This window comes from Aeromonas schubertii (assembly GCF_000820105.1).
Classification (GTDB): Bacteria; Pseudomonadota; Gammaproteobacteria; order Enterobacterales; family Aeromonadaceae; genus Aeromonas; species Aeromonas schubertii.
Genome location: NZ_CDDB01000024.1, coordinates 1 through 23984, shown reverse-complemented (window position 1 = coordinate 23984; position 23984 = coordinate 1). Strand labels below are relative to the sequence as shown.

The 23984-nt window shown below is 60.3% G+C and carries 20 protein-coding genes; 5 read left to right on the top strand and 15 right to left on the bottom strand.

Translation table 11 applies throughout. The features are described 5' to 3' along the window. The first annotated feature begins 39 nt into the window (after positions 1 to 39). Positions 40 to 2466 (top strand): glycerol-3-phosphate 1-O-acyltransferase PlsB, encoded by a 2427-nt coding sequence (gene plsB, locus BN1133_RS04720; protein WP_050665397.1) that lies wholly within the window; start codon positions 40 to 42, stop codon positions 2464 to 2466. A 33-nt stretch (positions 2467 to 2499) separates the two neighbouring features. Here the strand turns inward: plsB and BN1133_RS04715 are convergent, their stop codons facing one another. Continuing rightward, positions 2500 to 3126 carry a lysoplasmalogenase gene (locus BN1133_RS04715; protein WP_050665396.1) on the bottom strand — a complete coding sequence of 209 codons (627 nt, stop codon included), beginning with the start codon at positions 3124 to 3126 and terminating at the stop codon, positions 2500 to 2502. A gap of 158 nt (positions 3127 to 3284) precedes the next feature. On the opposite strand from BN1133_RS04715, the gene BN1133_RS20260 reads away from it, so the two are divergent. Further along, positions 3285 to 3437 (top strand): hypothetical protein, encoded by a 153-nt coding sequence (locus BN1133_RS20260; protein WP_168929842.1) that lies wholly within the window; start codon positions 3285 to 3287, stop codon positions 3435 to 3437. A 1279-nt stretch (positions 3438 to 4716) separates the two neighbouring features. Here the strand turns inward: BN1133_RS20260 and BN1133_RS04710 are convergent. The 3 genes from BN1133_RS04710 to prlC all read right to left on the bottom strand — a co-directional run bounded on the left by BN1133_RS04710 (position 4717) and on the right by prlC (position 10269). Next, positions 4717 to 5466, bottom strand: coding sequence for a class I SAM-dependent methyltransferase (locus BN1133_RS04710; protein ID WP_050665412.1), 750 nt, complete (start codon positions 5464 to 5466; stop codon positions 4717 to 4719). A gap of 36 nt (positions 5467 to 5502) precedes the next feature. Continuing rightward, positions 5503 to 8091: a putative bifunctional diguanylate cyclase/phosphodiesterase gene (locus BN1133_RS04705; RefSeq protein WP_050665411.1), complete on the bottom strand. Its 2589-nt coding sequence runs from the start codon at positions 8089 to 8091 to the stop codon at positions 5503 to 5505. Positions 8092 to 8226: 135 nt separating this feature from the next. After that, entirely contained in the window at positions 8227 to 10269 is a 2043-nt protein-coding gene (gene prlC / locus BN1133_RS04700) for an oligopeptidase A (protein ID WP_050665395.1), read from the bottom strand. 245 nt (positions 10270 to 10514) lie between these two features. Between prlC and BN1133_RS04695 the strand changes: the two genes are divergently transcribed. Continuing rightward, positions 10515 to 12488 carry a PAS domain-containing sensor histidine kinase gene (locus BN1133_RS04695; protein ID WP_050665394.1) on the top strand — a complete coding sequence of 658 codons (1974 nt, stop codon included), beginning with the start codon at positions 10515 to 10517 and terminating at the stop codon, positions 12486 to 12488. An 81-nt stretch (positions 12489 to 12569) separates the two neighbouring features. Beyond that, positions 12570 to 13919, top strand: a complete 1350-nt coding sequence (gene gorA / locus BN1133_RS04690) for a glutathione-disulfide reductase (protein ID WP_050665393.1) — start codon at positions 12570 to 12572, stop codon at positions 13917 to 13919. Between the two features lie 64 nt (positions 13920 to 13983). Here the strand turns inward: gorA and hemB are convergent, their stop codons facing one another. The 11 genes from hemB to codB form a co-directional block, all read right to left on the bottom strand. Next, positions 13984 to 15000 (bottom strand): porphobilinogen synthase, encoded by a 1017-nt coding sequence (gene hemB / locus BN1133_RS04685; RefSeq protein WP_050665392.1) that lies wholly within the window; start codon positions 14998 to 15000, stop codon positions 13984 to 13986. Positions 15001 to 15011: 11 nt separating this feature from the next. After that, complete coding sequence (locus tag BN1133_RS04680) at positions 15012 to 15791, bottom strand: TatD family hydrolase (RefSeq protein WP_050665391.1); 780 nt, start codon at positions 15789 to 15791, stop codon at positions 15012 to 15014. Positions 15792 to 15889: 98 nt separating this feature from the next. Further along, the gene (gene tatC, locus BN1133_RS04675; protein ID WP_050665390.1) at positions 15890 to 16648 is read right to left on the bottom strand and encodes a twin-arginine translocase subunit TatC; all 759 of its coding nucleotides are present in this window, start codon (positions 16646 to 16648) and stop codon (positions 15890 to 15892) included. Next, positions 16645 to 17046 (bottom strand): Sec-independent protein translocase protein TatB, encoded by a 402-nt coding sequence (gene tatB, locus BN1133_RS04670; RefSeq protein ID WP_050665389.1) that lies wholly within the window; start codon positions 17044 to 17046, stop codon positions 16645 to 16647. Before tatB ends, tatC begins: the two co-directional genes overlap by 4 nt. A 3-nt stretch (positions 17047 to 17049) precedes the next feature. Beyond that, a complete protein-coding gene (gene tatA, locus BN1133_RS04665) occupies positions 17050 to 17292 on the bottom strand; it encodes a Sec-independent protein translocase subunit TatA (RefSeq protein ID WP_050665388.1) in 243 nt (80 codons plus the stop codon). Between the two features lie 39 nt (positions 17293 to 17331). Further along, positions 17332 to 18969 (bottom strand): ubiquinone biosynthesis regulatory protein kinase UbiB, encoded by a 1638-nt coding sequence (gene ubiB / locus BN1133_RS04660; RefSeq protein WP_050665387.1) that lies wholly within the window; start codon positions 18967 to 18969, stop codon positions 17332 to 17334. Further along, positions 18966 to 19577, bottom strand: coding sequence for a ubiquinone biosynthesis accessory factor UbiJ (locus tag BN1133_RS04655; RefSeq protein ID WP_050665386.1), 612 nt, complete (start codon positions 19575 to 19577; stop codon positions 18966 to 18968). The genes ubiB and BN1133_RS04655 overlap by 4 nt, the downstream gene beginning before the upstream one ends. Before the next feature lie 8 nt (positions 19578 to 19585). Beyond that, the gene (ubiE, locus tag BN1133_RS04650) at positions 19586 to 20338 is read right to left on the bottom strand and encodes a bifunctional demethylmenaquinone methyltransferase/2-methoxy-6-polyprenyl-1,4-benzoquinol methylase UbiE (protein ID WP_050665385.1); all 753 of its coding nucleotides are present in this window, start codon (positions 20336 to 20338) and stop codon (positions 19586 to 19588) included. 65 nt (positions 20339 to 20403) lie between these two features. After that, positions 20404 to 20781, bottom strand: coding sequence for a fluoride efflux transporter CrcB (gene crcB / locus BN1133_RS04645; protein ID WP_050665384.1), 378 nt, complete (start codon positions 20779 to 20781; stop codon positions 20404 to 20406). 76 nt (positions 20782 to 20857) lie between these two features. After that, the gene (locus BN1133_RS04640) at positions 20858 to 22123 is read right to left on the bottom strand and encodes a cytosine deaminase (RefSeq protein WP_050665383.1); all 1266 of its coding nucleotides are present in this window, start codon (positions 22121 to 22123) and stop codon (positions 20858 to 20860) included. Beyond that, positions 22117 to 23361 (bottom strand): cytosine permease, encoded by a 1245-nt coding sequence (codB, locus tag BN1133_RS04635; protein WP_050665382.1) that lies wholly within the window; start codon positions 23359 to 23361, stop codon positions 22117 to 22119. The genes BN1133_RS04640 and codB overlap by 7 nt, the downstream gene beginning before the upstream one ends. Before the next feature lie 191 nt (positions 23362 to 23552). Between codB and BN1133_RS04630 the strand changes: the two genes are divergently transcribed. Further along, complete coding sequence (locus tag BN1133_RS04630; RefSeq protein WP_050665381.1) at positions 23553 to 23759, top strand: hypothetical protein; 207 nt, start codon at positions 23553 to 23555, stop codon at positions 23757 to 23759. Positions 23760 to 23984 lie beyond the last annotated feature (225 nt).

The window sequence follows — 23984 nt, the reverse complement described above, 5'->3', positions numbered from 1 at the left end:
CTATTCTCCTGCCGCCTTTTCAGAGGAGAAGTAACGCAGATGTCCCTTGGGCAGAGAATTTCCCGCGCCGCACTTCAGTGGCCGATCAACTGGCTGGTTAACCACAAGAGCCTGCCGGAAAACCCCATCGCTGAGCTCAAGCTGGATCCGGCGCGCCCCATAGTGTTCGCCCTCAAGACCAGCTCCATCACGGATCTGCTGACCCTTCAGCAGTGCTGTGCGGATCTGGGCCTGCCCGGCCCCTTCACGCCTCTCGAGCTGGCGGGACGCCCCCTGCCCCGTTACGTCTGCCTGGATCGCCCCCCTCCCCTGTTTGGCTCGCGAACCAAACCCCTGCCCTTCCTCCAGGAGTTTCAGCAACTGCTGGACCTGCACAAGCAGGATCCCGAGCTCGACATCCAGCTAGTGCCGGTGACCCTGTTCTGGGGGCGTGCCCCGGGACGTGAAGAAGAGGAGGTGTCGAGCCTCAATATCATCAGTGCGCTGGCGCCCAACATGCTGAAGAAGGCGCTGATCGTGGCCCTGAAGGGACGCGAGAATCTGGTGCGCTTCTCCCCTCCCGTTTCGTTGCGCTATATGGCCGACAAGCACGGGACTGACCAGGCTATCGCCCACAAGCTGGCCCGGGTTGCACGGGTCCACTTTGGCCGGCAACAGCTGGCCGCCACCGGTCCCAAGCTCCCCAATCGCCACCTGCTGTTTCAGCAGTTGCTCGACTCGGCCACTATCCAGAACGCCATTCGGGAAGAGGCCAGCCGCGATAACCTCAGCGAGGAGAAGGCTCGCAAGCGAGCCCTCGGTTACATGGATGAGATCGCCTCCGATTTCTCCTATCGCCTCATCCGTATCGGCGAAAGTCTCCTCGGCTGGCTCTGGAACAAACTCTATCGCGGCCTGTCGGTGCATGGTGCCGAGCGGGTGAGACAGTTGGCCCAGGAGGGGCACGAGATCGTCTATGTGCCCTGTCACCGTAGCCACATGGATTACCTGCTGCTCTCCTACGTCATCTATCACCAGGGCATGGTACCGCCGCACATTGCGGCAGGGATCAACCTCAACTTCTGGCCGGCCGGCCCCCTGTTCCGACGCGGCGGCGCCTTCTTTATCCGGCGCACCTTCAAGGGGAATCCCCTCTACAGCACCGTTTTCCGTGAATACCTGAATCTGCTCTTCACCAAGGGCTATTCGGTCGAGTTCTTTACGGAAGGAGGACGCTCACGTACCGGTCGTCTGCTGCCGCCCAAGACCGGCATGCTGGCGATGACCCTGCAAGCCATGATGCGCGGTCTCGACCGTCCCCTCACCTTCGTCCCCGTCTATCTGGGTTACGAGCACGTGATGGAGGTCAACACCTATCACAAAGAGCTGCAAGGCAGTCGCAAGGAAAAAGAGAGCTTCCTGCAGGTGCTCGGCATCCTGAAGAAGCTGCGCAATTACGGCCGGGGCTTCGTCAACTTCGGAGAGCCGCTGACCCTCAACAACTACCTTAGCGAGCATGTTCCCGAATGGCGCGAGCATGTCGGAAAAGAGGAGCGCCCCGAGTGGATGGCCCCCACCGTCAATCAGCTGGCCGACTTGCTGATGACCCGTATCAATGCGGCAGCGGCGGTCAATGGCCTCACTCTGAGTGCCGTGGCCCTGCTGGCATCCGAGCGCCATGCCCTCACCCGGGATGAACTCGAGGCACAGATCACGACCTATCTGACCCTGCTGCGCGAGGTACCCTATGGCCCTTACAACACCATTCCAGAGAGTAGTGCCGCCGAACTGCTGGATCAGGCCCTGGAGCTCAACAAGTTACAGGTGAGCGAGGACAGACTGGGCCAGATCATCAGCCTGGATCGCTATCAGGCAATTCTGCTTACCTACTACCGCAACAATGTGCTCCATCTGCTGGCGCTCCCCTCACTGGTCGCGGCATTGATCGATCGGTGCGAAGGCATAGGCCGCAGTGAGCTCATCGGTCGCTGCGTGGATATCTATCCCCTGCTGAAGAATGAGTTGTTCCTCCACTTCGAGGAGCAAGACCTGCCCGAGCTTATCGACAGCCTGCTGCGCGTCTTTGCCCAGCAGCAGCTGATCACCGAGCGGGAGGGAGGATACTGGGTCAACCCGGGTAACCAGATGCGCCTGCTACTGCTGGCCGAAAGCATTCAGGAGACCCTGCAGCGCTATGCTATCGTCCTCACCCGGCTGTTGGATCACCCCGCCATCGAGGCCGAGCAGCTGGAAGCGGATGCCATGATGATGGCCGAACGCATGGGAACACTGCACGGTATTAATGCCCCCGAGTTCTTTGACCAGAAGCTCTTCACCACCCTCATTCATACCTTCCGCAGCGAAGGCTATCTGGATCCCGCCTGCAAACCGGACCTGGGGCGCTTCCAGGCTCTGGCCGACAATGTGCTCCCCCTGCTCAGCAGCAAGGTACAGCGCACCATACGTGCCTGTTGTCCCAGCAATTAGATGATGGAGCCTCCGAATGGAGGCTCCTTTGTTTCAGCCGGCCATAGAGGCGGCAATCAGAAACTGGGCGGCAAAATAGCTGCTCATGATGAGCGCGGTAGCCTGGGGAAAGGGGCGATAGAAGCGATCCAGTGCCAGCATGCTGTCCGAAAAGAGGAAGAGCAGGGCTCCCGCCAGCGCGGCAGCGCTTCCGGCCGTCAGGGAGGCATGCCAGGCGCCGGCAGCAACCCAGGCCATCCCTATAATGGTCAGCATGTAGACAAGCACGGGCAGGCGCATACCGGACAGCCCAGGCCACAAGATGCCGAAGATCATCCCGCCCACCGCCAATAGCAGCAGCCCGTCGACCAGTTTGAGCACCAGGGGGCCTTGTGCAAATCCGACGATATAGCAGAGATGTGCCACCAGAAAGGCGATCAGTCCGTGAATAAAGCGATCCCGTGGCATCATCAGCAAGACATCACCAGCCAGCGAAAGCAGGAGACCAAGCAGGATCCAGGCGTGTGAACCGTCCTGATCCAGCCCCCTGTATCCAAAGGCCAGGGCTATGATGAGCACCATAGTCAGCGGCTTGCTGAGATAAAACTGGCGCTGACTCCCGTCATAGGCAGAGCGTATATGCCACCAACCCGACGCCACGATCATCACACTCAAGAACATGCTTGTGCCTCTCCTGCCACCACCGACTCATGATTATTGAGTCCAAGCCTAACAAAAACGCTCCTGCGGTGGCAGAGCCCAATTCTGAACTTCGCCTAAAGTCTAATTGCCTCTCCTCCCCCCACTCGGGCATAAGAAGGACCATGGGAGAAGGGTAAATGGACGAGATGATGAAAAACTACCTGCCAGCAATCGATATCATGATGTGCCACCTGGGGTTGAGCTTCGAACAAGCCTGCGACGAACTCGGTCTTACCCTGCTTGAGCAGCAGACATTGATCGCTCTGCAGCGACAGGAAAGCATCGAGTAACAGCGCATATCATCGAATACCCCTCAATGAAGGCGCCTCAAGGCGCCTTCATTTATCCTCTGCACATCGCCGACAGTACAAAAATCAAACGCTGGCATTTAACTTTTTTGTAGTCATTAACACTGGCAGTTGAGGGAAAAACCTGGCCATTTGCCAGTTGTGAGACATTCGCCATACCCCATGTGAGAAGGTGCTGTCTCGGTGCGTGCGCAAACCATTTCCAAAGTAATGGAACATTGCCGAAAAGGACAATAAGCAACTGATTTTTAAGGCCTAAAAATAGGATGGTAACTTTTATTGGCTTCCTCAAATTTTCTTTACCCGAAAGCCCCCTTGTGAGAAGCGTCGTAATCCTTAGTATGAGGGTCATAGGGAAGCAGCACCGGATGGATGTTCGGTTTCCAAGGCAGGATGGAGTATCCAGGACGGATACAGTTGCTCAGGATGCAGCAACCCAGGGATGACAGGATACCCGCTGGAAGCGGTTGGACCGGCTCAGGAAGAGTCAGCATGTTCAGGATGGACATGCCTCACGGATGAACAGGGACACGCTGGAAGCGTTAAGGGACACCTCCAGGATGGAGAGAGCGCGGTTACCAGGATGGTAGCCAGGCCAGGAGGCTGCGGACACCCCGAAGGATTGGGAAGGGGAAATTCCTAAGGAAAGGAAATAGTCAGGGATTGCAGGGAGCATGGCTGTTCAGGGAATGGACAACACGACTCGGGGGGGACGGCGAAAGCCGCCCCCCTTTTCTTTTTCTGCTTCATATCCCTTCCGTTTTTTTCAAGGAGTGCGTGTAAGACATTCGCCATAGCCGAAGTAAGTCTTACACCTGCAATCTTAAGGGTATGGTCGGAAGCTCAACCGGAAAAACAATCACCTAAAAGCCATAAGTCATTGATATTTAATAACTAATTTGAGCCCCTCTCTCGTCACTCCACGTGCTCGATGAGTGATAGTTCCACCATGGCGATTGAGCGGGGAGATAAATCCCTTATATTCACTCTTGCACGGACGCAATGAAGTCGGTCAGGAAGACTGGCTGCCAGGGTAGGGCGAAAGGACTAGCCACAGGATGTGGTAAAGGACACCTCCCAGGACGGAGAAAGTGCGACGGGTAAGGATGACTCGTCTGGCCAAGATGGCTGCAAGGACACCCCAAAGGATTGGGAAGGGGAAACCTAAGGGATAGGTATAGTCAGGGATTGCAGGGAGCAACAACGTTCACGGAATTGAACGATACGACTACCGGGGGCGACGCAAGTCGCCCCCATCTTTTTATGCGCTCTCCATGGCCGAGAGTACATAAACATCGAAGCGATTGTTCTTGGTCTCGATGGCCATACTGGGCTTACGCTCACAGAGCCACCCCGCATAATCGGGACGCTTGACCACCACCCTGCGGGTCGCCACCGCCAGCGCAGCCGGAAGCAGTTCATCCGCATCGAGATCCGCCCCGACCAGCGACTGGAACACCCGCATCTCCTTCTTGACCAGTGCCGATTTCTGTTTGTGGGGAAACATGGGGTCCAGATAAACCACATCAGGACGTGCAGTCAGGCCATTCAGGGTCGCTACGGCCGGCCCTTGCTCCAACCGCATCCGCTCACTCACCCAACCTCCAATCTCCGGATCCCGGCTGGCCCGTGCCAGACCATCGGCCAACAGGGCCGCGACCACGGGACTTCGTTCGATCAGGGTGACCCGACAGCCGAGGGAGGCCAACACAAAGGCATCCCGCCCCAAACCTGCGGTAGCATCGACCACACTCGGCATTGCCCCCGCCTTAAGCCCGACGGCCTTGGCAATGGATTGACCTCGCCCCCCGCCAAACTTGCGACGATGTGCGACAGCGCCGGCCACGAAATCTACGTAGATGGCTCCCAACTTGGGCTCGTCGAGCTTGCGCAGCTCTAACCGCCCGGGAGTGAGCGCCAGAGCAAATTCGGGCAGGTTGACGGCCGCCAGCCGAGCATGGAGAGAGTCGGCCTCATCCTGGCGGGAAGGGTCTTCAAGAAGGATCTGCATCATGATGCCAGTCAGGTTGGATTACAGCGGTGGAGTCTACCACAAGGCTATTCCAGGCTCAGAAGAGAGTCGTTTCTCCTCCATTCCCCGATCATTGAGCTCCAGATAGGAGCAGAGATCATCAAACACCAGCGGACGACTGAGCAGATACCCCTGGGTGAAGGCACACCCCTTGTTGCGCAGGAAGCTGAGCTGTTCACTGGTTTCGACGCCCTCGATGACCACCTGCATCCCGAGGTTGTGCACTATGTTGATGATCCCCTCGAGCAGCATGCGGTCCTGCTCATTGAAGGGAATATGGCGCACGAAGGAGCGGTCGATCTTCACCAGATCGACCGGGAAGGTACGCAGGTAATTCAACGCAGAGTAACCGGTACCGAAGTCATCGATGGCAATCTGACAACCGGCCCGGCGCAGGGCATCGATGCGCTGCCTGTGCTGATCACCGGCATCCATCAACAGAGTCTCGGTGATCTCGATGACTATATCCCGAGGGGAGAGCCCGAAGTGGGCGATCACCTTGAGCCACTCACTCCCCTCGGTATCTATGGTCTGAAACTCCAGGGTCGAGCGGTTGATAGACATTTGCAACGCAAACCCCGCCTGCTTGAGCCTGGCCAGGTCACGGCAGGATTGCCACAGCACCAACTCACCAAGCCCTTGAATGAGTCCCGCCTCTTCGGCCAACGGGATGAAGTCGGCCGGTGACACCTGGCCCCACTCCGGGTGATACCAGCGCACCAGCGCCTCCAACTTGGTGACACGGCCAGTACGGTTATCCCAAATGGGCTGATAGGCCATTGAGAGCTGTCCCAGCTTGATCGCCTCGGCCAGCTCCTGCTGCATCCGGTGACGTATCTTCACCTCTTCCCGCATTGAGTTGCAGTAGACGGCAGTCGCTCTGGCCTTACGCTTGGCCTCGAAGAGTGCCTGCTCTGCGTTACGCAACAAGACATCGGCATCATTCCCGTCCACAGGGCAGAGGGTGATCCCCAAGGTGGCGGTCACATAGAGGTGCTGGCTCGCCAGCATAAAGGGGCGGTTGAATCCCCCCATCACCTGTTTGGCAAACAGCTCGGCCTGACGCTGACTGACCACCCCCGGTACCAGAAAAGCAAACTCATCACCGCCGATCCTGGCGACCAGGTCATCGGTTCTCACCCGGCTCACCAGGCGATCCGAGACCTCACGCAGCAAGGCATCCCCCGCATGGTGGTCCATCGAGTTATTGACCGCCTTGAAGTTGTTAAGGTCGAGCACCATCAGGGCGAAGCGCTCACCCCGCTCACAGAAGCGGGTCAAACAGCGGGAGAAGAGCCAGCGATTGGGCAGCCCGGTGAGGCCATCATAGTTGGCCTGATTCACTATCTTCTGTTCGGCCAGCTTGGATTGGGAGATGTCGCTGAAGATACCTATGTACTGGGATATCTCTCCCTGGTCACGCAGGCAGCTGATCATCAACTGCTGAGGATAGATGCGACCATTCTTGCGTTTGTTCCACACCTCCCCACGCCAGACGCCCACCCGGGCCAGGGCATGGTACATGTCGGCGTAAAAGGCCTGATCGTGCAACCCGGACTTGAGCAGGCTGGGGCGCATCCCTATCACCTCGTCCATACGGTAACCGGTAATCTGCTCGAAGGCGGGATTCACCGAGATGATCCGGCTCTGGGCATCGCACACCAGAATCGCCTCGGAAAGATTGTCATAGACCCGATGGGAGAGCCTCAGCTGCTCCGCATCCCGCTTGATGCCGTCAATATCCTCGAGCAGAAACATGAAGCTGTCGATGGCCCCCAGGGCGTCATGCGCCACGGCGACCGTGACCCGCCCCCACTTGAATTCGCCATCCCGCTGCAGATAGCGTTTCTCCTGGGTAAAGGCGCGCTCGTCCCCCCGTCGCAGCGCCTCATAACGGGGCTGGCTGGCGGCATAGTCCTCGGGATGATTGATCTGCTCGACATTGAGGGTCTGCAACTGCGCCAGCGAGTAACCCAGCATCTGCTGCAGCGCCACATTGCCCCACAGGATGTGGCCATGGATATCCAGTTTGCCGATCCCTACCGGCGAATGGGTCAACATGGTGTTGAGAAAAGGCGCCTCCTGCAGAGGTGCGATATGGGGAGCCCTTTGCACCGCCTCCTCAGCTGCGCCACTTAGAGCGGCCGCTTCCGACAGCACCAGCGCCAACTCACGGCCGGCCAGGGGCGCCAGCATGCGCAGTAACCCCATGGCTCGCTCAAGCTCAGGCTGCGAGTGGCGATACAGCAGGCAACAGAGGCCTATGGTCTCCCCGCTGGCGCTGCACAGGCGGATACCGGCATAGGCCTCATAGGAGAGGGAGGCATAGGGAAACAGACGGGGCAGTTGCTCGGAGAACCAGATCTCCCCCTGCTCGAGGGCCAGGGCATGAGGGCTGTCGCCAGCCACAGAGGCCGGGATCTGAATATTCGGCGGCCAGATAGCCAGGGGATGGAGCCGGGCCTGCTGCCACCCATAAACCATGGCTGCATCGGCCCCCATCGCAGCAGCGATGTCCGTCACAAAGCGATCGAAATAATCCACGCCCGATACCTCGGACAGCGCGGTTATGATGCGGTATACGGAATCAAGCACTCGCCTCATGGCAAGGGGGCACATCTCTGTTCATGGCTGAAAATCCGACTCTATCCAAGAGACGGAGTGACTGCAAACATGCTACCTCGGCTGAATGAAAATGCATGAAAAAAAGGGGCCTGACGGCCCCTTCTTGTATGAAAATCAGGCAGAGATCCCACTATGGCGAAGCAGTGCATCCACCTGAGGCTCACGGCCACGGAAGGCTCGGAACAGCACCATCGGCTCCTTTGAGCCTCCCTTCTCCAGAATCGAGTGAAGGAAGTCGGCCCCCACCTGCCGGTTGAAGATTCCCTCCTCCTCAAAACGGGAATAGGCGTCGGCCGAGAGCACCTCGGCCCATTTGTAGCTGTAATAGCCCGCCGCATAGCCCCCGGCAAAGATGTGGGAGAAGCTGTGCTGGAAGCGGTTGAAGACCGGAGGTGTCATGACCGCCACCTGCTCGCGAACCGCCCCGAGCACCCGGGCCACCAGCTCGGGGCTGGCCTGCTCATCGCTCATGTGCAGACGGAAATCAAACAGGGCAAACTCCAGCTGACGCAGCATCTGCATGGCAGCCTGGAAGTTACGGGCCGCCAGCATATTGCCGAGCAGGGCATCGGGTAGCGGCTCGCCACTCTCGTAGTGACCGGAGAGGAAAGCGAGCGCCTCGGACTCCCAACACCAGTTCTCGAGGAACTGGCTGGGCAGCTCGACCGCATCCCAGGGCACCCCGTTGATACCGGCGACGCCGGCCACATCGATGGTCGTCAGCATGTGATGCAGCCCGTGCCCAAACTCGTGGAACAGGGTTACCACCTCGTTGTGGGTGAACAGGGCCGGCTTGTCATCCACCGGACCGTTAAAGTTGCACGTGAGGTAGGCCACCGGACGCTGCAGGCTGCCATCACTGCGATAGCGACGCCCCAGACAGGTGTCCATCCAGGCTCCGCCACGCTTGTTGGCGCGGGCATAGAGATCCAGATAGAAGCTGCCACGCAGCTCTTCCTCTTCGTCATAGATGTCATAGAAACGCACATCAGGGTGCCAGGTCTCGATCCCGAGACGCTCGCGCACCCGCAGGCCAAACACCCTGTGCACCACCTCAAACAAGCCGGCGACCACCTTCCTGGCGGGGAAATAGGGACGCAACTGCTCGTCAGAGATAGAGAACTTGTGTTGCTTGAGCTTCTCGGCGTAATAGGGGATGTCCCAGGCAGCCAGCTCGTCGACAGCGTGCTCGGCAGCCGCAAAATCGCGGATCTCCTGCAGCTCGGCGCGCCCCTGGGGCAGGGACTTGGTGGCCAGATCCTCAAGGAAGCCGATTACCTGCTCGCCCTTGCCCGCCATCTTGGTGGCCAGCGACAGCTCGGCATAGTTGGCAAAGCCCAGCAAGCGAGCCAATTCCAGACGCAACGCCAGGATCTCCGCCATCGCGGCGCTGTTGTCCCACTCCCCGGCACAGGGGCCCTGATCGGAGGCTCGGGTCACATAGGCCTGATACATCTCCTCGCGCAGAGCCCGGTTGTCGGCATACATCATCACCGGCAGGTAGGAGGGGATATCGAGGGTGAACAACCACCCCTCCAGCTCACGAGCACGGGCCTGGGCAGCGGCGGCAGCCAGCACACTCGGCGGCAGGCCCGCCAACTCGGCCTCGTCCTGCACCAGGCGCTGCCAGCCCTGGGTAGCATCCAGCACGTTGTTACTAAAACGCGACGCCAACTCGGAGAGACGAGCCTGGATCTCGCCGTAGCGCTGCTTCTGCTCGGCGGGCAGATCGATTCCCGACAAACGGAAATCACGCAGGTTATTTTCGATCTCCTTGCGCTGGGCCCCGCTCAGCAGCGGGAAGTCGTCGCTCTCGGCCAGGGCCTTATAGGCAGCAAACAGCCCCTCATGCTGGCCGACAAAGGTCTGATACTCCGCAAGATGGGGCAGACAGGCATCGTGCGCCTGGCGCAGGGGCTCGGAGTTCATCACCGCATTGAGATGGGAAACCGGAGACCAGACCCGCGACAGGCGATCGTTGGCCTCCTCGAGGGGGGCGACCAGATTGTCCCAAGTGTAGGACTCATGGTGGGAGAGCACATCGGCAATGCGCTGCTTGCACTCGGCAATCGCCTGCAACACGGCTGGCTCTACATGCTCGGGACGGATCTGGCTAAAGGGGGGCAGACCGTCCATCGTCAGCAAGGGATTGATCATCATGATTCCTCTCGAAAAAACTGCCCCTGCCTTTCAGAAGCACGTCATTGGATCCCTAAGATGGTGGCAAGCCCCCCGATAATCAAGCACCTGCAAGATGTGAAGTGATCCAGCAAGATTAAAGTCACGGCGCAGCCCGGTCGCTTGTGCGCATGGCGACCCGTATACGATGTGCTGCAAACTTGTGCCGGAAGTGTTTACACTTAGGCTAAATCTCATCTGGTTCCCCGGACAGCAAGGACGATATGTCAGGACTCCTCTCCAAGGCCATCAAGGCCATGCGGCGCAACAGCCTCTCCTACCGCCTGCTCTCCTATATTCTGCTGTGCAGTACGGCGCTTGCATTGCTGATCACCCTGTTGCAACTGGCCTGGGACTATCGCAAGGATGTAGCGATGATCCAGGGCAGCATCAGCCAGATCGAGGCCTCCTTCCTGCAGCCCATCGCGGCCAGCCTGTGGAATCTGGACGAGGAGCAGGTCAAGGTACAGCTCGAGGGGATCATGAACCTGCCGAGCATGGAATTTGTGATGGTCAAGGAGCTGCTCGGCAACTCCGAGGTTCCCCTTATCTCTCAAGGCAAGGAGCGCCCCAGCTATGACATCTCCCGTGAGTTCAGTCTCACCTACCAGGGAGAGGTGGTCGGCAAGCTCTTCGTCGCCGCCTCCCTCGAACAGATCTATCAGCGCCTGATAGAAAAATCGGTCCTGATTCTGGTCAGCCAGACCATCAAGACCCTGGTGGTGTCGTTTTGTATCCTGCTCATCATCTACTACATGGTGGTCAGGCACATTCATCGCATCGTGCAATATTCAGAGCAGCTCCGGCTTGAGCGTCTAACCGAGGAGCTGGTGCTGGAGGGGCGTCCCCTGCCTCGCCCCAACCCCGATGAGTTCGATTCGCTCGCCGCCGCCCTCAACCAGATGCGGGCGCGCCTTGGCAACGAGTTCCAGGCGCGCCAGCAGGCGCTGGAGCAGTTGCAGCAGGAGCGGGATTTCTCGGCAACGCTGATCAACTCATCCAATGTGCTTATCTGCTGCCTGGAGCCCGACCTCTCTATCGCCAGCATCAACCCGGCGGCAACCCTGCTGACAGGCTATGTGGAAGACGAGATCCTCAAGAAGAGCTGGCTCGCCCTGTTTGTGAATCCCCAGCAACGGGAAAGCGTCGCAGAGCGTCTGGAACACCTGGGGGTGGTCGAGGAGCTGGAGGTTCATATGCAGGACCAGCAGCAACACGAACTGATCCTGCTCTGGTCGTTTGTCCCTTTCTACGAGGGGCCCGAACTCAAATATCTGATTGGCTTTGGTTATGACATCACCAAGCTCAAGCAGGTCGAGCGGGAGATCATCCAGCTCAACGAGCAGTTGGAGGCCAAGGTCACCGAGCGAACCCGCAGCCTGAGCGAGAGCAACAATCAGCTCACCAAGGCCTACGACGACCTCAAACAGGCTCAGCAGACCCTGGTGGAATCGGAAAAGATGGCCTCTCTGGGGTCACTGGTAGCCGGGGTTGCCCACGAGATCAACACCCCCATAGGCATCAGCGTCACCGCCTCGTCCTACCTGCAAGAGCGAGTCCTCGACTTCAAGCAACACATCGAATCCAAGCAGCTCTCGCGCACCTATCTGACCGACTTCGTCACCAACCTTGACGAATCCATGTCTCTGCTGCAGGGGAACCTGCGCCGCGCCTCCGAGCTGATCGCCAGCTTCAAGCAGGTTGCCGTTGATCAATCCTCTGAGGCCCATTACAACTTCAACGTGGCCGAAAACCTGCATCAGGTCGTGGTCTCTCTGGGACACAAGTTGCGCAAGTCCCAGTGTGAAGTCGATATCCAGTGTGATCCCCAGTTGGTGGTGCACTCCTATCCCGGCTGCTTCGCCCAGATCTACTCCAACCTGATCCTTAACTCGATCAACCACGCCTTCGACGGATGGGACAGACCCAAGAAGATAACGATCGCCATCGACTATGCCGACGGCGAGCTGCTCATCGACTATCGGGACAATGGCAAGGGGATCAGCCCCGAGATCATGCCCAGACTGTTCGAACCTTTCGTCACCTCCAAGCGTGGCCAGGGCGGCAGCGGCCTGGGTACCCACATCATCTATAACCTCATCGCCCAGCTGCTACGTGGCCGTATCACGTGCCATAGCCAACCCGAGCAGGGAGCCCAATTCCTGATCCGACTGCCCATGGAGCGCGTGTCGGTATAACATCCTGCTCATAGGGGCTTGCCTTCCTGACGAGGCAGCCCCATCTCTTCTATTCAAAACAATATGAGCGGAGAAACCACAATGGCCCAGCACTTCGACTATATCGCCATCGGCGGCGGCAGTGGCGGCATCGCCTCGGCCAACCGGGCGGCCATGTACGGTAAGAAAGTGGCCCTCATCGAGGCCAAAGAGCTGGGGGGAACCTGTGTCAACGTCGGCTGCGTACCGAAGAAGGCCATGTGGTACGCCGGCCAGATCGCAGATGCCCTCAAGTACGGCCCCGACTATGGCTTTGACACCACCCTCAACCACTTCAGCTGGAGCAAGCTGGTCGAGTCGCGCCAGGCCTATATCGAACGTATCCACGGCTCCTACAACAACGTGCTGGCCAAGAACCGGATCACCGTCATCAAGGGGTTCGCCCGTTTCGTGGATGCCCGAACCATCGAGGTGAACGGTGAACACTACAGCGCCGACCACATCCTCATCGCCACCGGGGGACGTCCTGAGGCCCCGGCCATCCCGGGCGCCGAGTATGGCATCGACTCCGACGGTTTCTTCGACCTGCAGCAGCAGCCCAAGCGAGTTGCCGTGGTCGGCGCTGGCTATATCGCCGTCGAGATCGCCGGCGTGCTGCATGCCCTCGGCTCGGAAACCCACTTGCTGGTGCGCAAGCATGCCCCCCTGCGCAGCTTCGATCCCATGGTGCAGGAGACCCTGGTCGAGGTCATGGAAAAGGAGGGGCCAAGGCTGCACACCCATGCAGTGCCGCGCGAGGTGATCCGCAATGCCGACGACAGCCTGACCCTGCACCTGGAAGACGGCCGTCACCTGACGGTCGATTGCCTCATCTGGGCCATCGGCCGGGTACCGGCTACCGACGGGCTTAACCTGGGTGCCGCCGGTATCGAGCCGGACGAGCGCGGCTATATCCCGACCGACCCGTTCCAGAACACCAAAGTGCCGGGTATCTACGCAGTCGGTGACAACACGGGGCGGATTCAGCTCACCCCGGTGGCGGTCGCAGCCGGGCGCCGCCTCTCCGAGCGCCTCTTTAACAACAAGCCGAACGAGCATCTCGACTACCGACTGGTGCCGACCGTGGTCTTCAGCCACCCCCCCATCGGCACCATAGGCCTGACCGAGCCGGAGGCGATCGCCGAATATGGCGAGGCCAACATCAAGATCTACAAGAGCCAGTTCACCTCCATGTACTCGGCCCTGACCCAACATCGCCAGCCCACCCGCATGAAGCTGGTGTGCGCCGGCCCGGAGGAGAAGGTGGTCGGCCTGCACGGTATCGGCTACGCCATGGACGAGATCCTGCAAGGCTTCGGGGTCGCCATGAAGATGGGCGCCACCAAGGCGGACTTCGACAACTGCGTCGCCATCCATCCCACCAGCGCCGAAGAGTTTGTCACCATGCGCTGATGCGCTCGTGAAATGAAGAGGGGGAGCCATTGGCTCCCCCCTCTCTTTGTGCTCAATAGACTCCTTAACGAGCCTCTTCCTTCAACCACTGAGCCACCCGTTTGGCGAAGTAGGTGAGGATGCCGTCGGCGCCGGCCCGCTTGAAGCAGAGCAGCGACTCGAGGACGCACTCCTTCTCCTTCAACCAACCGTTCTGGATGGCGGCCATGTGCATGGCGTACTCGCCGCTCACCTGATAGGCATAGGTCGGCACCCCGAACTGATCCTTCACCCGGCGAACCACGTCCAGATAGGGCATGCCCGGCTTGACCATGACGCTGTCGGCCCCTTCGGCGATGTCCAGCGCCACCTCGTGCAGGGCCTCGTCACTGTTGCCCGGATCCATCTGATAGGTCGCCTTGTTGCTCTTGCCGAGGTTGCCGGCCGAGCCGACCGCGTCGCGGAACGGACCGTAGTAGTGGGAGGCGTACTTGGCCGAGTAGGCCATGATCTGGGTGTTGACGAAGCCGTTGGCCTCCAGAGCGGCGCGAATCGCCCCGATACGCCCGTCCATCATGTCGGAGGGGGCGACCATGTCGGCACCGGCTGCGGCATGGGAGAGGGCCTGCTTGACCAGAATCTCGGTGGTCACGTCGTTGATCACATATCCCTCGGCATCGATGATGCCGTCCTGACCATGGGTGGTGAAGGGATCCAGGGCTACGTCTGTGATGACCCCCAGCTCGGGGAAGTGCTCCTTGAGGGCGCGCGTCGCCTTCTGGGCAAGCCCCTCCGGGCTATAGGCCTCTTCCGCCATCAGGCTCTTCTTCTCCAGCGGGGTGACCGGGAACAGGGCCACCGCCGGCACGCCCAGGGCCACCAGCTCTTCGGCCTCCTTGAGCAGCAGATCGATGGAGACTCGCTCCACCCCCGGCATGGAGGCAACGGCCTCGCGGCGATTCTTCCCCTCCAGCACGAACATGGGATAGATGAGATCGTCGACCGTCAGCACGTTCTCGCGCATCAGGCGGCGACTGAAATCGCTGGCTCGGGCACGGCGCAGACGGCGGCCCGGGAAGGCACCCGGCAGGGTAATGGCCATAAGCTTGTCTCCTAGAGTGGAAGTTGGAAGAAGGCCGCCGAGGTGGCCCGGACATGGGCCAGCAAGGCCTCGGGCGTCTCGTTACGGCAAGCCGCCACCACGCGGGCGATGTGCGGCAGGAAAGCGGGTTCGTTACGCTTGGGGCGCGGACGGATATCCCGTGGCACCAGATAGGGGGCATCGGTCTCTATCATCAGGCGACCAACCGGAATGCGCGCCACCTGGCGGCGCAGATCGTCGCCGCGACGCTCGTCGCAGATCCAGCCGGTAACACCGATGTGCAGCCCCAAGGACAGACACTCGTCGAGCTCGGCATCGGAGCCGGTGAAACAGTGCAGCACGGCCCCGGGCAAGCGGGACAGCCAGGGGCGCAGGATCTCGACAAAGCGGGCATGGGCATCGCGGCAATGAAGGAACACCGGCATCCCCAGCTCGGCGGCCAGAGCCAGTTGGGCGTCAAAGACTGCATCCTGTACCGGACGCGACGAGAAGTCGCGGTTATAGTCGAGGCCGCACTCGCCGATGGCCACCACCTGGGGCAGGGTAGCCAGTTTGCGCAGGGCGGACAGGGTCCCGTCGTCGACGCTCTTGGCATCGTGGGGATGAACACCCGCAGTGGAGAAGCAGACGCCCGGCCAGCAGGCGGCGAGCTCGGCGCTCTCGCGGCTGCCGGCCAGATCGGTACCGGTCAGGATCAGTGCCGTGACGCCGGCTTCTTGCGCCCTGGCCACCACGGCCCCCTGTTCACCGGCAAACTGGCTGCTGGTGAGATTCACACCAATATCGATCATGCTCCATCCACTGCCCGGGATACCTTCAAACGGCATCCATCTTTATTCGGGCCCCTACCATACGCCTCGCAGCCCCCCCTGAAAAGAGGAAGGGGGCCTCAGCCCCCCTCGGATACATTTTCTGTTTCGTTCTCGTCCTTGCGCACATAGAAGCGGGCAAAAAAGAGGCCCAGCTCCCACAGCCCCCACATGGGGATTGCCAGCAGAGTCTGGGAGAAGACATCGGGTGGCGTCAGCAGCATGCCCACCACAAACACCCCGACAACGACATAGGGGCGCTTTGCCTTCAGGCTCTGGGGATTGGTGACCCCGGTCCAGCACAGCAGTATGGTCGCCACCGGGATTTCGAATGCCACCCCGAACGCAAAGAACAGGGTCAACACGAAGTCGAGGTAGCTGGCGATGTCAGTGGCCACCGTCACCCCGGTCGGGGCCGTACTGGTGAAGAAGCCAAACACTAGCGGGAACACCACGTAGTAGGCAAACGCCATGCCCGCGTAGAAGAGCAGGGCGCTGGAGACCACCAGTGGCAGGATCATGCGCCGCTCATGCTGATAGAGGCCGGGAGCGATGAAGGCCCACGCCTGGTACAGCAGATAAGGAATGGCGATGAAGAAGGAGACCACCAACGTCAGCTTGATCGGCGTGATGAAGGGGGTCGCCACGTCTGTCGCTATCATACTGGTGCCGGCCGGCAACTGACTGAGCAGTGGCTGGGCCACGAAGTCATAGATGGTGTTGGAGAAATAGATCAACGCCACAAAGACGATCATGATGGCCGCCAATGCGTGCAGCAGCCGGGTTCTCAGTTCGATCAGATGGGTGAGCAGGGGCTGCTCGGCCTGGGGGTCGCTCATGGCTTCACCTCTTCCTGCTTCTTCTGTTCGGTCACCGGAGGCGCAATCGACGGCTCCGGCGCACCATCGCCTACCTGTGCCTCGGTAGAGGTGATGGCCTCATCCTTGGCATAGGGACGGTTGACCGAGGCGGCGGCCGCCTTCAGCTCCTCGATCGAGGCCTGCAGGTCAGGACTCAGGTTCTGCATGTTGAGCTTTTCGGCCTTCTTCAGGTCGTTATGCAGCTCCTGGATCCGCAACTCCTCGGAGAGCTCCATCTTCACCGCATTGGCCGTGTTACGCACCAGCTTGACCCACTTGGCCAGGGTGCGCACCGCCTCGGGCAAGCGCTCGGGCCCCAGCACCACCAGGGCCACCACAGCGATGACAATCAGCTCCCAGAAACCGATGTCGAACATGGATTAGGCCTGATCTTTGTCTTTCTGCTTCTGGGCATCCAGTGGCTGTTGGCCCTGGTCGGCGATCTTCTTCTGGTCAAAGTCGGCGTCGCGGCCCTGAGCCGGTTCGTCGTCAGACATGGCCTTCTTGAAGCCTTTGACCGCCGCGCCGAGATCGCCGCCGATACCACGCAGCTTCTTGGTGCCAAACAGCAGCACGACGATGAGGCCGATGATAAGAAGTTGCCAAATGCTGATACCACCCATGTGTAGTCTCCTATAACGCGCCGTGCGCGAGTTGTTGTGTCAGTGTGCCCTGGCCTTGAACCAGCCGACCAGCCAGCACGTGGCGGCGGCGCCCAGGCTCAGGACAGCCCAGTCTGGTTGCTGGACGGCATAGAGAACGATGCCGCCAAGCAGCAGGGAAGCCCCCATACCGAGCAGATAGCGCGCCTGCCCCTGGCGTCGGCTGTGACGGCGGAAGTCATCGAACAGCCGATCGAAGTGGCGCTGCTGATTGCGGGTCTGACGCAGGGTCTCGTAGACCAGCTCCGGCAGCTCCGGCAACTTTTCCGCCCAATAGGGTGCCTTTTCCCGGATGGCATTCAATACCGCTTTAGGGCCAACTTGCTCACGCATCCAGGCTTCGAGGAAGGGTTTGGCGGTCTGCCACAGATCCAGCTGGGGATAGAGCTGACGCCCCAACCCCTCCACATAGAGCAGGGTCTTCTGCAGCAGCACCAGCTGCGGCTGCACCGTCATATGGAAGCGGCGCGCCGTGTTGAAGAGGTTGAGCAGCACATGACCGAACGAGATCTGATCGAGCGGCTTCTCGAAGATGGGTTCGAGCACGGTGCGGATGGCAAACTCGAACTCCTCCACCTGGGTATCGGCAGGCACCCAGCCCGACTCCACGTGCAGCTCGGCCACCCGGCGATAGTCCCGGTTGAAGAAGGCGAGGAAGTTTTCCGCCAGGTAGCGCTTGTCTTCCCGGTTGAGGGTTCCGACGATACCGCAGTCGATGCCGATCCAGCGGGGATTGTCCGGGTGCTCGTAGGAGACAAAGATGTTACCCGGGTGCATGTCGGCATGGAAGAAGCTGTCGCGGAACACCTGGGTGAAGAAGACCTCCACCCCGCGCTCGGCCAACAGCTTCATATTGGTGCCGTTGGCCTCCAGCGCCTCGATATCGGAGACCGGGATGCCGTAGATCCGCTCCATCACCAGCACGTGCTCATGGCAGTAGTCGGTGAACACCTCGGGCACATAGAGCGCCTCTGAGCCGGTGAAGTTGCGGCGCAGCTGGATAGCGTTGGCCGCCTCGCGCATCAGATTGAGCTCGCCCTCTATGGTCTTGCGATACTCGGCCACCACCTCGACCGGACGCAAACGCGAACTCTGGGGCATGATCCGTGCCACCACCCGCGCCATGGTCATCATCAACCGCAGGTCCACCTCGATCACCGGCTCGATGTCGGGGCGAATCACCTTGATGACGATCTCGCGGCCATTCTCTTTGAGGCGCGCCGTATGCACCTGGGCGATGGAGGCCGAGGCCAGCGGCGTCTCGTCAAAGTCATCGAACAGCTGCTCGATGGGGGCCCCCAGGCTTGCCTCTATCTGACGACAGGCCGCCTGGCCGCAGAAGGGGGGCACCCTGTCTTGCAGCAGGGCCAGCTCCTCGGCGATATCCGGCGGCAGCAGATCACGCCGGGTAGAGAGCATCTGACCAAACTTGATGAAAATGGGGCCGAGCGCCTCGAAGGCGAGACGAATCCGCATGCCCCGGCTGCGCTCCCCATGACGGTTCTTGAACCAGAAGAGAGTGCGGCGGGCCAGACGGGCAGGCCAGGGCTGGTAACGGGCCGGCACCAGTTCATCGATACCGTGCTCCAGCAGGATGCGGGTGATCTGATAGAGGCGGGAGAACTCCTTGGGTGTCATGCGCCCATCCTCTGCTCGAGACGGACCAGACGCAACTCAACGGCACGCAGTCGCTCTGCCAGCACCTCGACATCATCGTTAAAGCTGGCAACCTCGAGGGGGCCCGGCGCGAGGCGGATCTCCTCGGTCAGATACTCGGCCAGCTGCAGCCGGCTGCGTGTCAGCTCGGCCTCAACCAAACGACGACCACGGCGGGCACCGCTCATCAGGGTGTGGGCCAACACATCGCCGGTGTAGCGGGAGAGCTGCTCTTCCCAGTCGATGGCCAGTTCGCCAAAGAGGCTGCCAAAGGCCTGCACCAGCTGGGGATCACCCTCGATATCGAGACGCTCCTCACGAATGAAGCGGGTCAGGGCAGTGGGCTCCCGCAGCAGCCCCAGGGCGGAGAGACTGAGGATGAGACCGGCATCGGCCTCTCCCTCGTAACGGGCCAGCACATCGACCCGGCCCGAGGAAAAGACAAACCAGAGGGGCTTGAGCTCACGCACATGGAGGCGCAGGGTCTTGCCAATCAGTTTCTTCTGGCGCTCGGCGGCTCCGGGGTCACGAGCCAGCAGCTGATTGCAGGCGGTCTCGACCGCGGCAGTGATGAGGGCATCCATCGGCATGGGGCGACCTAAAACTTGTAGCCACGGTGCAGGGCGACGATGCCCTGGGTCAGGTTGTAGTAGCTCACATCCTCGAAGCCAACCTGAGCCATCATCCCCTTGAGGGTCTCCTGATCCGGGTGCATGCGAATCGACTCGGCCAGGTACTGGTAGCTCTCGCTGTCGTTGGCAACGATCTCGCCCATCTTGGGCAACAGCTTGAAGGAGTAGAGATCATAAAGCTTGGCCATCACCTCGCTCTCGGGCTTGGAGAACTCCAGTACCAGCAGGCGACCACCCGGCTTGAGCACCCGAAACATGGAGGCCAGCGCCTTCTCTTTATCGGTCACGTTGCGCAGGCCAAAGCCGATGGTGATGAGATCGAAATGATTGTCCGGGAAGGGCAGCGCCTCGGCGTTGGCCTGAACGAAGGCAACGTTGCCACTGATACCCAGGTTGCGCAGCTTGTCGCGCCCCACCTTGAGCATGGAGTCATTGATGTCGGCCAGCACCACCTGACCCGTCTCCCCCACGATGCGGGAAAACTTGGCGGTCAGATCGCCGGTGCCCCCGGCCAGATCCAGCACCCTCTGCCCCTTGCGCACACCGGAGCAATCGATGGTGAAGCGCTTCCAGAGACGATGAATACCGAACGACATCAGATCGTTCATGAGATCGTACTTGGCCGCGACCGAATGGAACACGCCGGCAACCAGCGTCTCTTTCTCATCGGTGGCAACCGTCTTGAAGCCAAAATGGGTGGTGGCAGCCTGCTCAGACATCCTACTGTACCTGTAGACCAAAGATTGGACGGCCAGTTTACCAGAGCTGACCGCCGCGGGACACCTCAAGCCCGGGCGGGCACCAGCTGCATCGCAAGGTAGACCATCAACAGGCAGAGCAGGACGTTGAGCAGCACGTTGAGCCCGGCCTTGAACCAGTCGCCGTGCTGCATCAGCACCATGGTATCGAGGGCAAAAGAGGAGAAGGTTGTCAGTGCCCCGAGCAAACCCACCATCAACAGAGGCTTCATCGGGTGCTCCAGCACATGGCCGTGCTGCAACAGGGCATAGGCCAGTCCCATGATAAAAGAACCGATGACGTTGACCGTCAGGGTGCCATAGGGAAAGTGACGACCGAGCAGCAGCGCCATCAGCTCGCCAATCCCGAAGCGCAGGCAGGCGCCCACGGCACCGCCGGCAGCCACCATTAACCAGGTTTGCATGAGTCACTCCTTGGTAAAGGGGATCATTATGCGCCCTCGACCGCCCCCGTGACAGGGGCGGCAATTAATCGCGGGCCTAGCGGCGAAAGTCGACCGGCTCGTCGCTCGCCAGATGGAGTGTCGTGGTGGCGGGGCGGGTCTGGGCAATCACCTTGCCATGGCGCACCGAGTAACGCACCGGCACCTGGCGGCGCACCGCGTCAAAGCCACTGTCCGCAGGCAGGATCACCAGGTTGGCCGGCTTGCCGACTTCGATGCCGTAGCGATCCTGGATATGCAGGGTACGGGCACTGTGATGGGTGATGAGATCCAGCCCCTTGTCGATCTGCTCGTAACCCATCAGCTGACAGACATGTAGCCCCATGTGCAGCACCTGCAGCATGTTGGCGGTACCCATCGGGTACCAGGGGTCGAACACATCGTCGTGACCGAAGCAGACATTGATGCCGCTCTCCAGCATCTCCTTGACCCGGGTGATACCGCGCCGCTTGGGATAGGTATCGAAGCGCCCTTGCAGGTGGATGTTCACCAGAGGATTGGCCACGAAGCTGATGCCCGACATGCGCAGCAGACGGAACAGGCGTGAGGCATAGGCCCCGTTGTAGGAGTGCATGGCAGTAGTGTGGCTGGCGGTAACCCGATCGCCCCAGCCACGCTCCAGAGCCAGCGTCGCCAGGGTCTCGACGAAGCGGGACTGCTCATCATCGATCTCGTCGCAGTGCACATCGATCAAGGTGTCGTAGCGCTCGGCCAGCTCGAACATGCGGTGCAGGCTCTCGACGCCGTATTCTCGGGTGAATTCGAAGTGGGGGATCGCTCCCGCCACATCGGCGCCCAGGCGCAGCGCCTCCTCCAGCAGCGCCAGCCCGTTCGGGAAGGAACGGATCCCCTCCTGGGGAAAGGCGACGATCTGCAGCTCCACCCAGGGGGCCATCTCCTCGCGCACCTCGAGCATCGCCTTGAGGGCGACCAGCTCGGGGTCTGACACGTCCACGTGGGTGCGCACAAACTGGATACCATTGGCGATCTGCCACTTCAGCGTCTGAGTCGCGCGGCGCTTCACATCCTCGTGGGTCAGCAAGGCCTTGCGCTCGGCCCAGCGCTCGATCCCCTCAAACAGGGTGCCGGAGAGGTTCCAGTTCGGCTCGCCGGCAGTCTGGGTGGTATCGAGGTGGATGTGCGGCTCGACAAAGGGAGGTATGGCAAGCCCTCCCTCCCCATCCAGTACGGTCTCCGCCGGCAGGGACTGACCCATGGGGGCTATGGTTCTGATGGTGCCCTGCTCACACAGGATCTGCCATAGACCGCTCTGGCCGGGCAGACGGACATTCTCGATCAGCATTGATTAACCTCCACGGATGGGGTGGACTGTGCGCTCAGACGGCACAGCAGCAGATAACTCAGGGATCCGCCGAGCACGGCATTAATCGGCACTATGCCAGGCAACCAGGCTCCGGCCGCCACACCCAGCGCCACTGCCAGCAGCGCCTGCCAGCGTACCGTCTCGAAACGGGCTGTGGCAAAGTTACCATAACGGCGGCGATGCAGCAGGAAGTCCATGATGATGACGCCCCCTACCGGCGGAATGGCCATGCTGAGAAACGACAGCCAACCGACAAAGTTGTTGTAGAGCCACAGGGCGCAAGCAGTACCGACCAAACCGTTGATAACGCTCAGATGCTTGCTCGGCAGGCCGGTGATGTTGGCAAAACCCAGGCCGGAGGCATAGAGGGCATTGTCGTTGGTAGTCCAGATATTGAGGCCCAGCACCAGGATGGCGGGGATCAGGAGCCCCTGCAGCAGCATCACCTCCGAGATATCGGCCTGGCCGGTCACCGCAGCCCCGGCGGCACCGAAGATAAACATCAGGCTGTTGCCGATGAAAAAGGCCACCAGTGTCACCAGCACGGCACTGCGCGGCGTGCGGCCGAAGCGTACGAAATCGGCGGTCAGGGTGCCGGCGCTGACAAACGAGCCAACCACCATGGTCAGGGCAGTTGCAAAGGGGATCTGCGTGGCCGGCGTCAGGGCGACCAGGGTCTCGACACCGCCGCTGGCACCGATCGCCAGCCATACCGAGTAGCCACCGAGCAGGGCAATCGCCGGCACCGCCACGAAGCTCAATACCATCAGGGCCGAGATGCCGAAATAGACGGTCAGCGTCATCAGCAGGCCGGAGAGGGCGATAAGCCATCCGGCATCGATTCCGGTCGCCTTCTGCACCGGCAGTGCAAACATGGCCACACCGACACCGAACCACCCCACCTGGGTACCACCGAGCAGCAGTGATGGTAACCAGGAACCCTTGCTACCGAATGAATAGCGCGCCAGCAGATGGGTAGAGAGACCGGTTGTGGCACCGATATAACCCAGAGCCGCCGTGTAAACTCCCAGCATCAGGTTACCGATCAGCACGGCCCAGAAAAAGTCGTCGAAGGCGAGCCCGGTGCCCAGGGAGCCACCGGTCCACATACTGGCCGAGAAGAAGGTTAATCCCAACATGACCAACATCAGCGACAGGGTTCCTTTACGGGCCGATTGGGGAACCGCCCCCAAACCATACTCATTATCTTGTGACATCATCGTCTCCCAATCTGCGGACAAACGGCCGGCATCCTACATGAAAAACGTTTTACATCAAGAGAAAAGACTATTCATGCCATGGGTTCACCACGGCCGCCTTACCAAAGCACACTTTTCGCCCAGTTAAGGATTCATACAGATCGCACCCCCTATCCTGTCATCAGGTCAAGCCAGCACGGGAGGGAGCGATGAAGAAGAGACTCACCGAAATCGGTAATGCCAGTCAGTTTAACGAGTATCTGGCTGCCATGGGGATCCACCGTCCGCCGTTGGAGCAAATCCAGGAAGAGTGGGCCTATCAGAAAGATGATGAAGTCATCGCCCTGGTACAGCGACACAAGGGAGGTGGAGCGCGCTACTACCTCAATGCTCACCGTTTGTGTCAGCACCACTGAGAAAGCAAGTACACCGGCGGCTGGCGCTGAGAGTGTAGCCCGGCAACGCCACTGCATCGGTACAGCCCGAGCATAAAGAAAAAGCCCGGTCTTTCGACTGGGCTTCTCTATTCAGGCTGCGTGGCCGCCACGCCAGCGGCTGATGCAGAGGATACAGCCCGAGCGCCTTCAACAGTCCGGCGACGCCATATAGCTAACTGCACCTAGCTAACTGCACCAATGCAA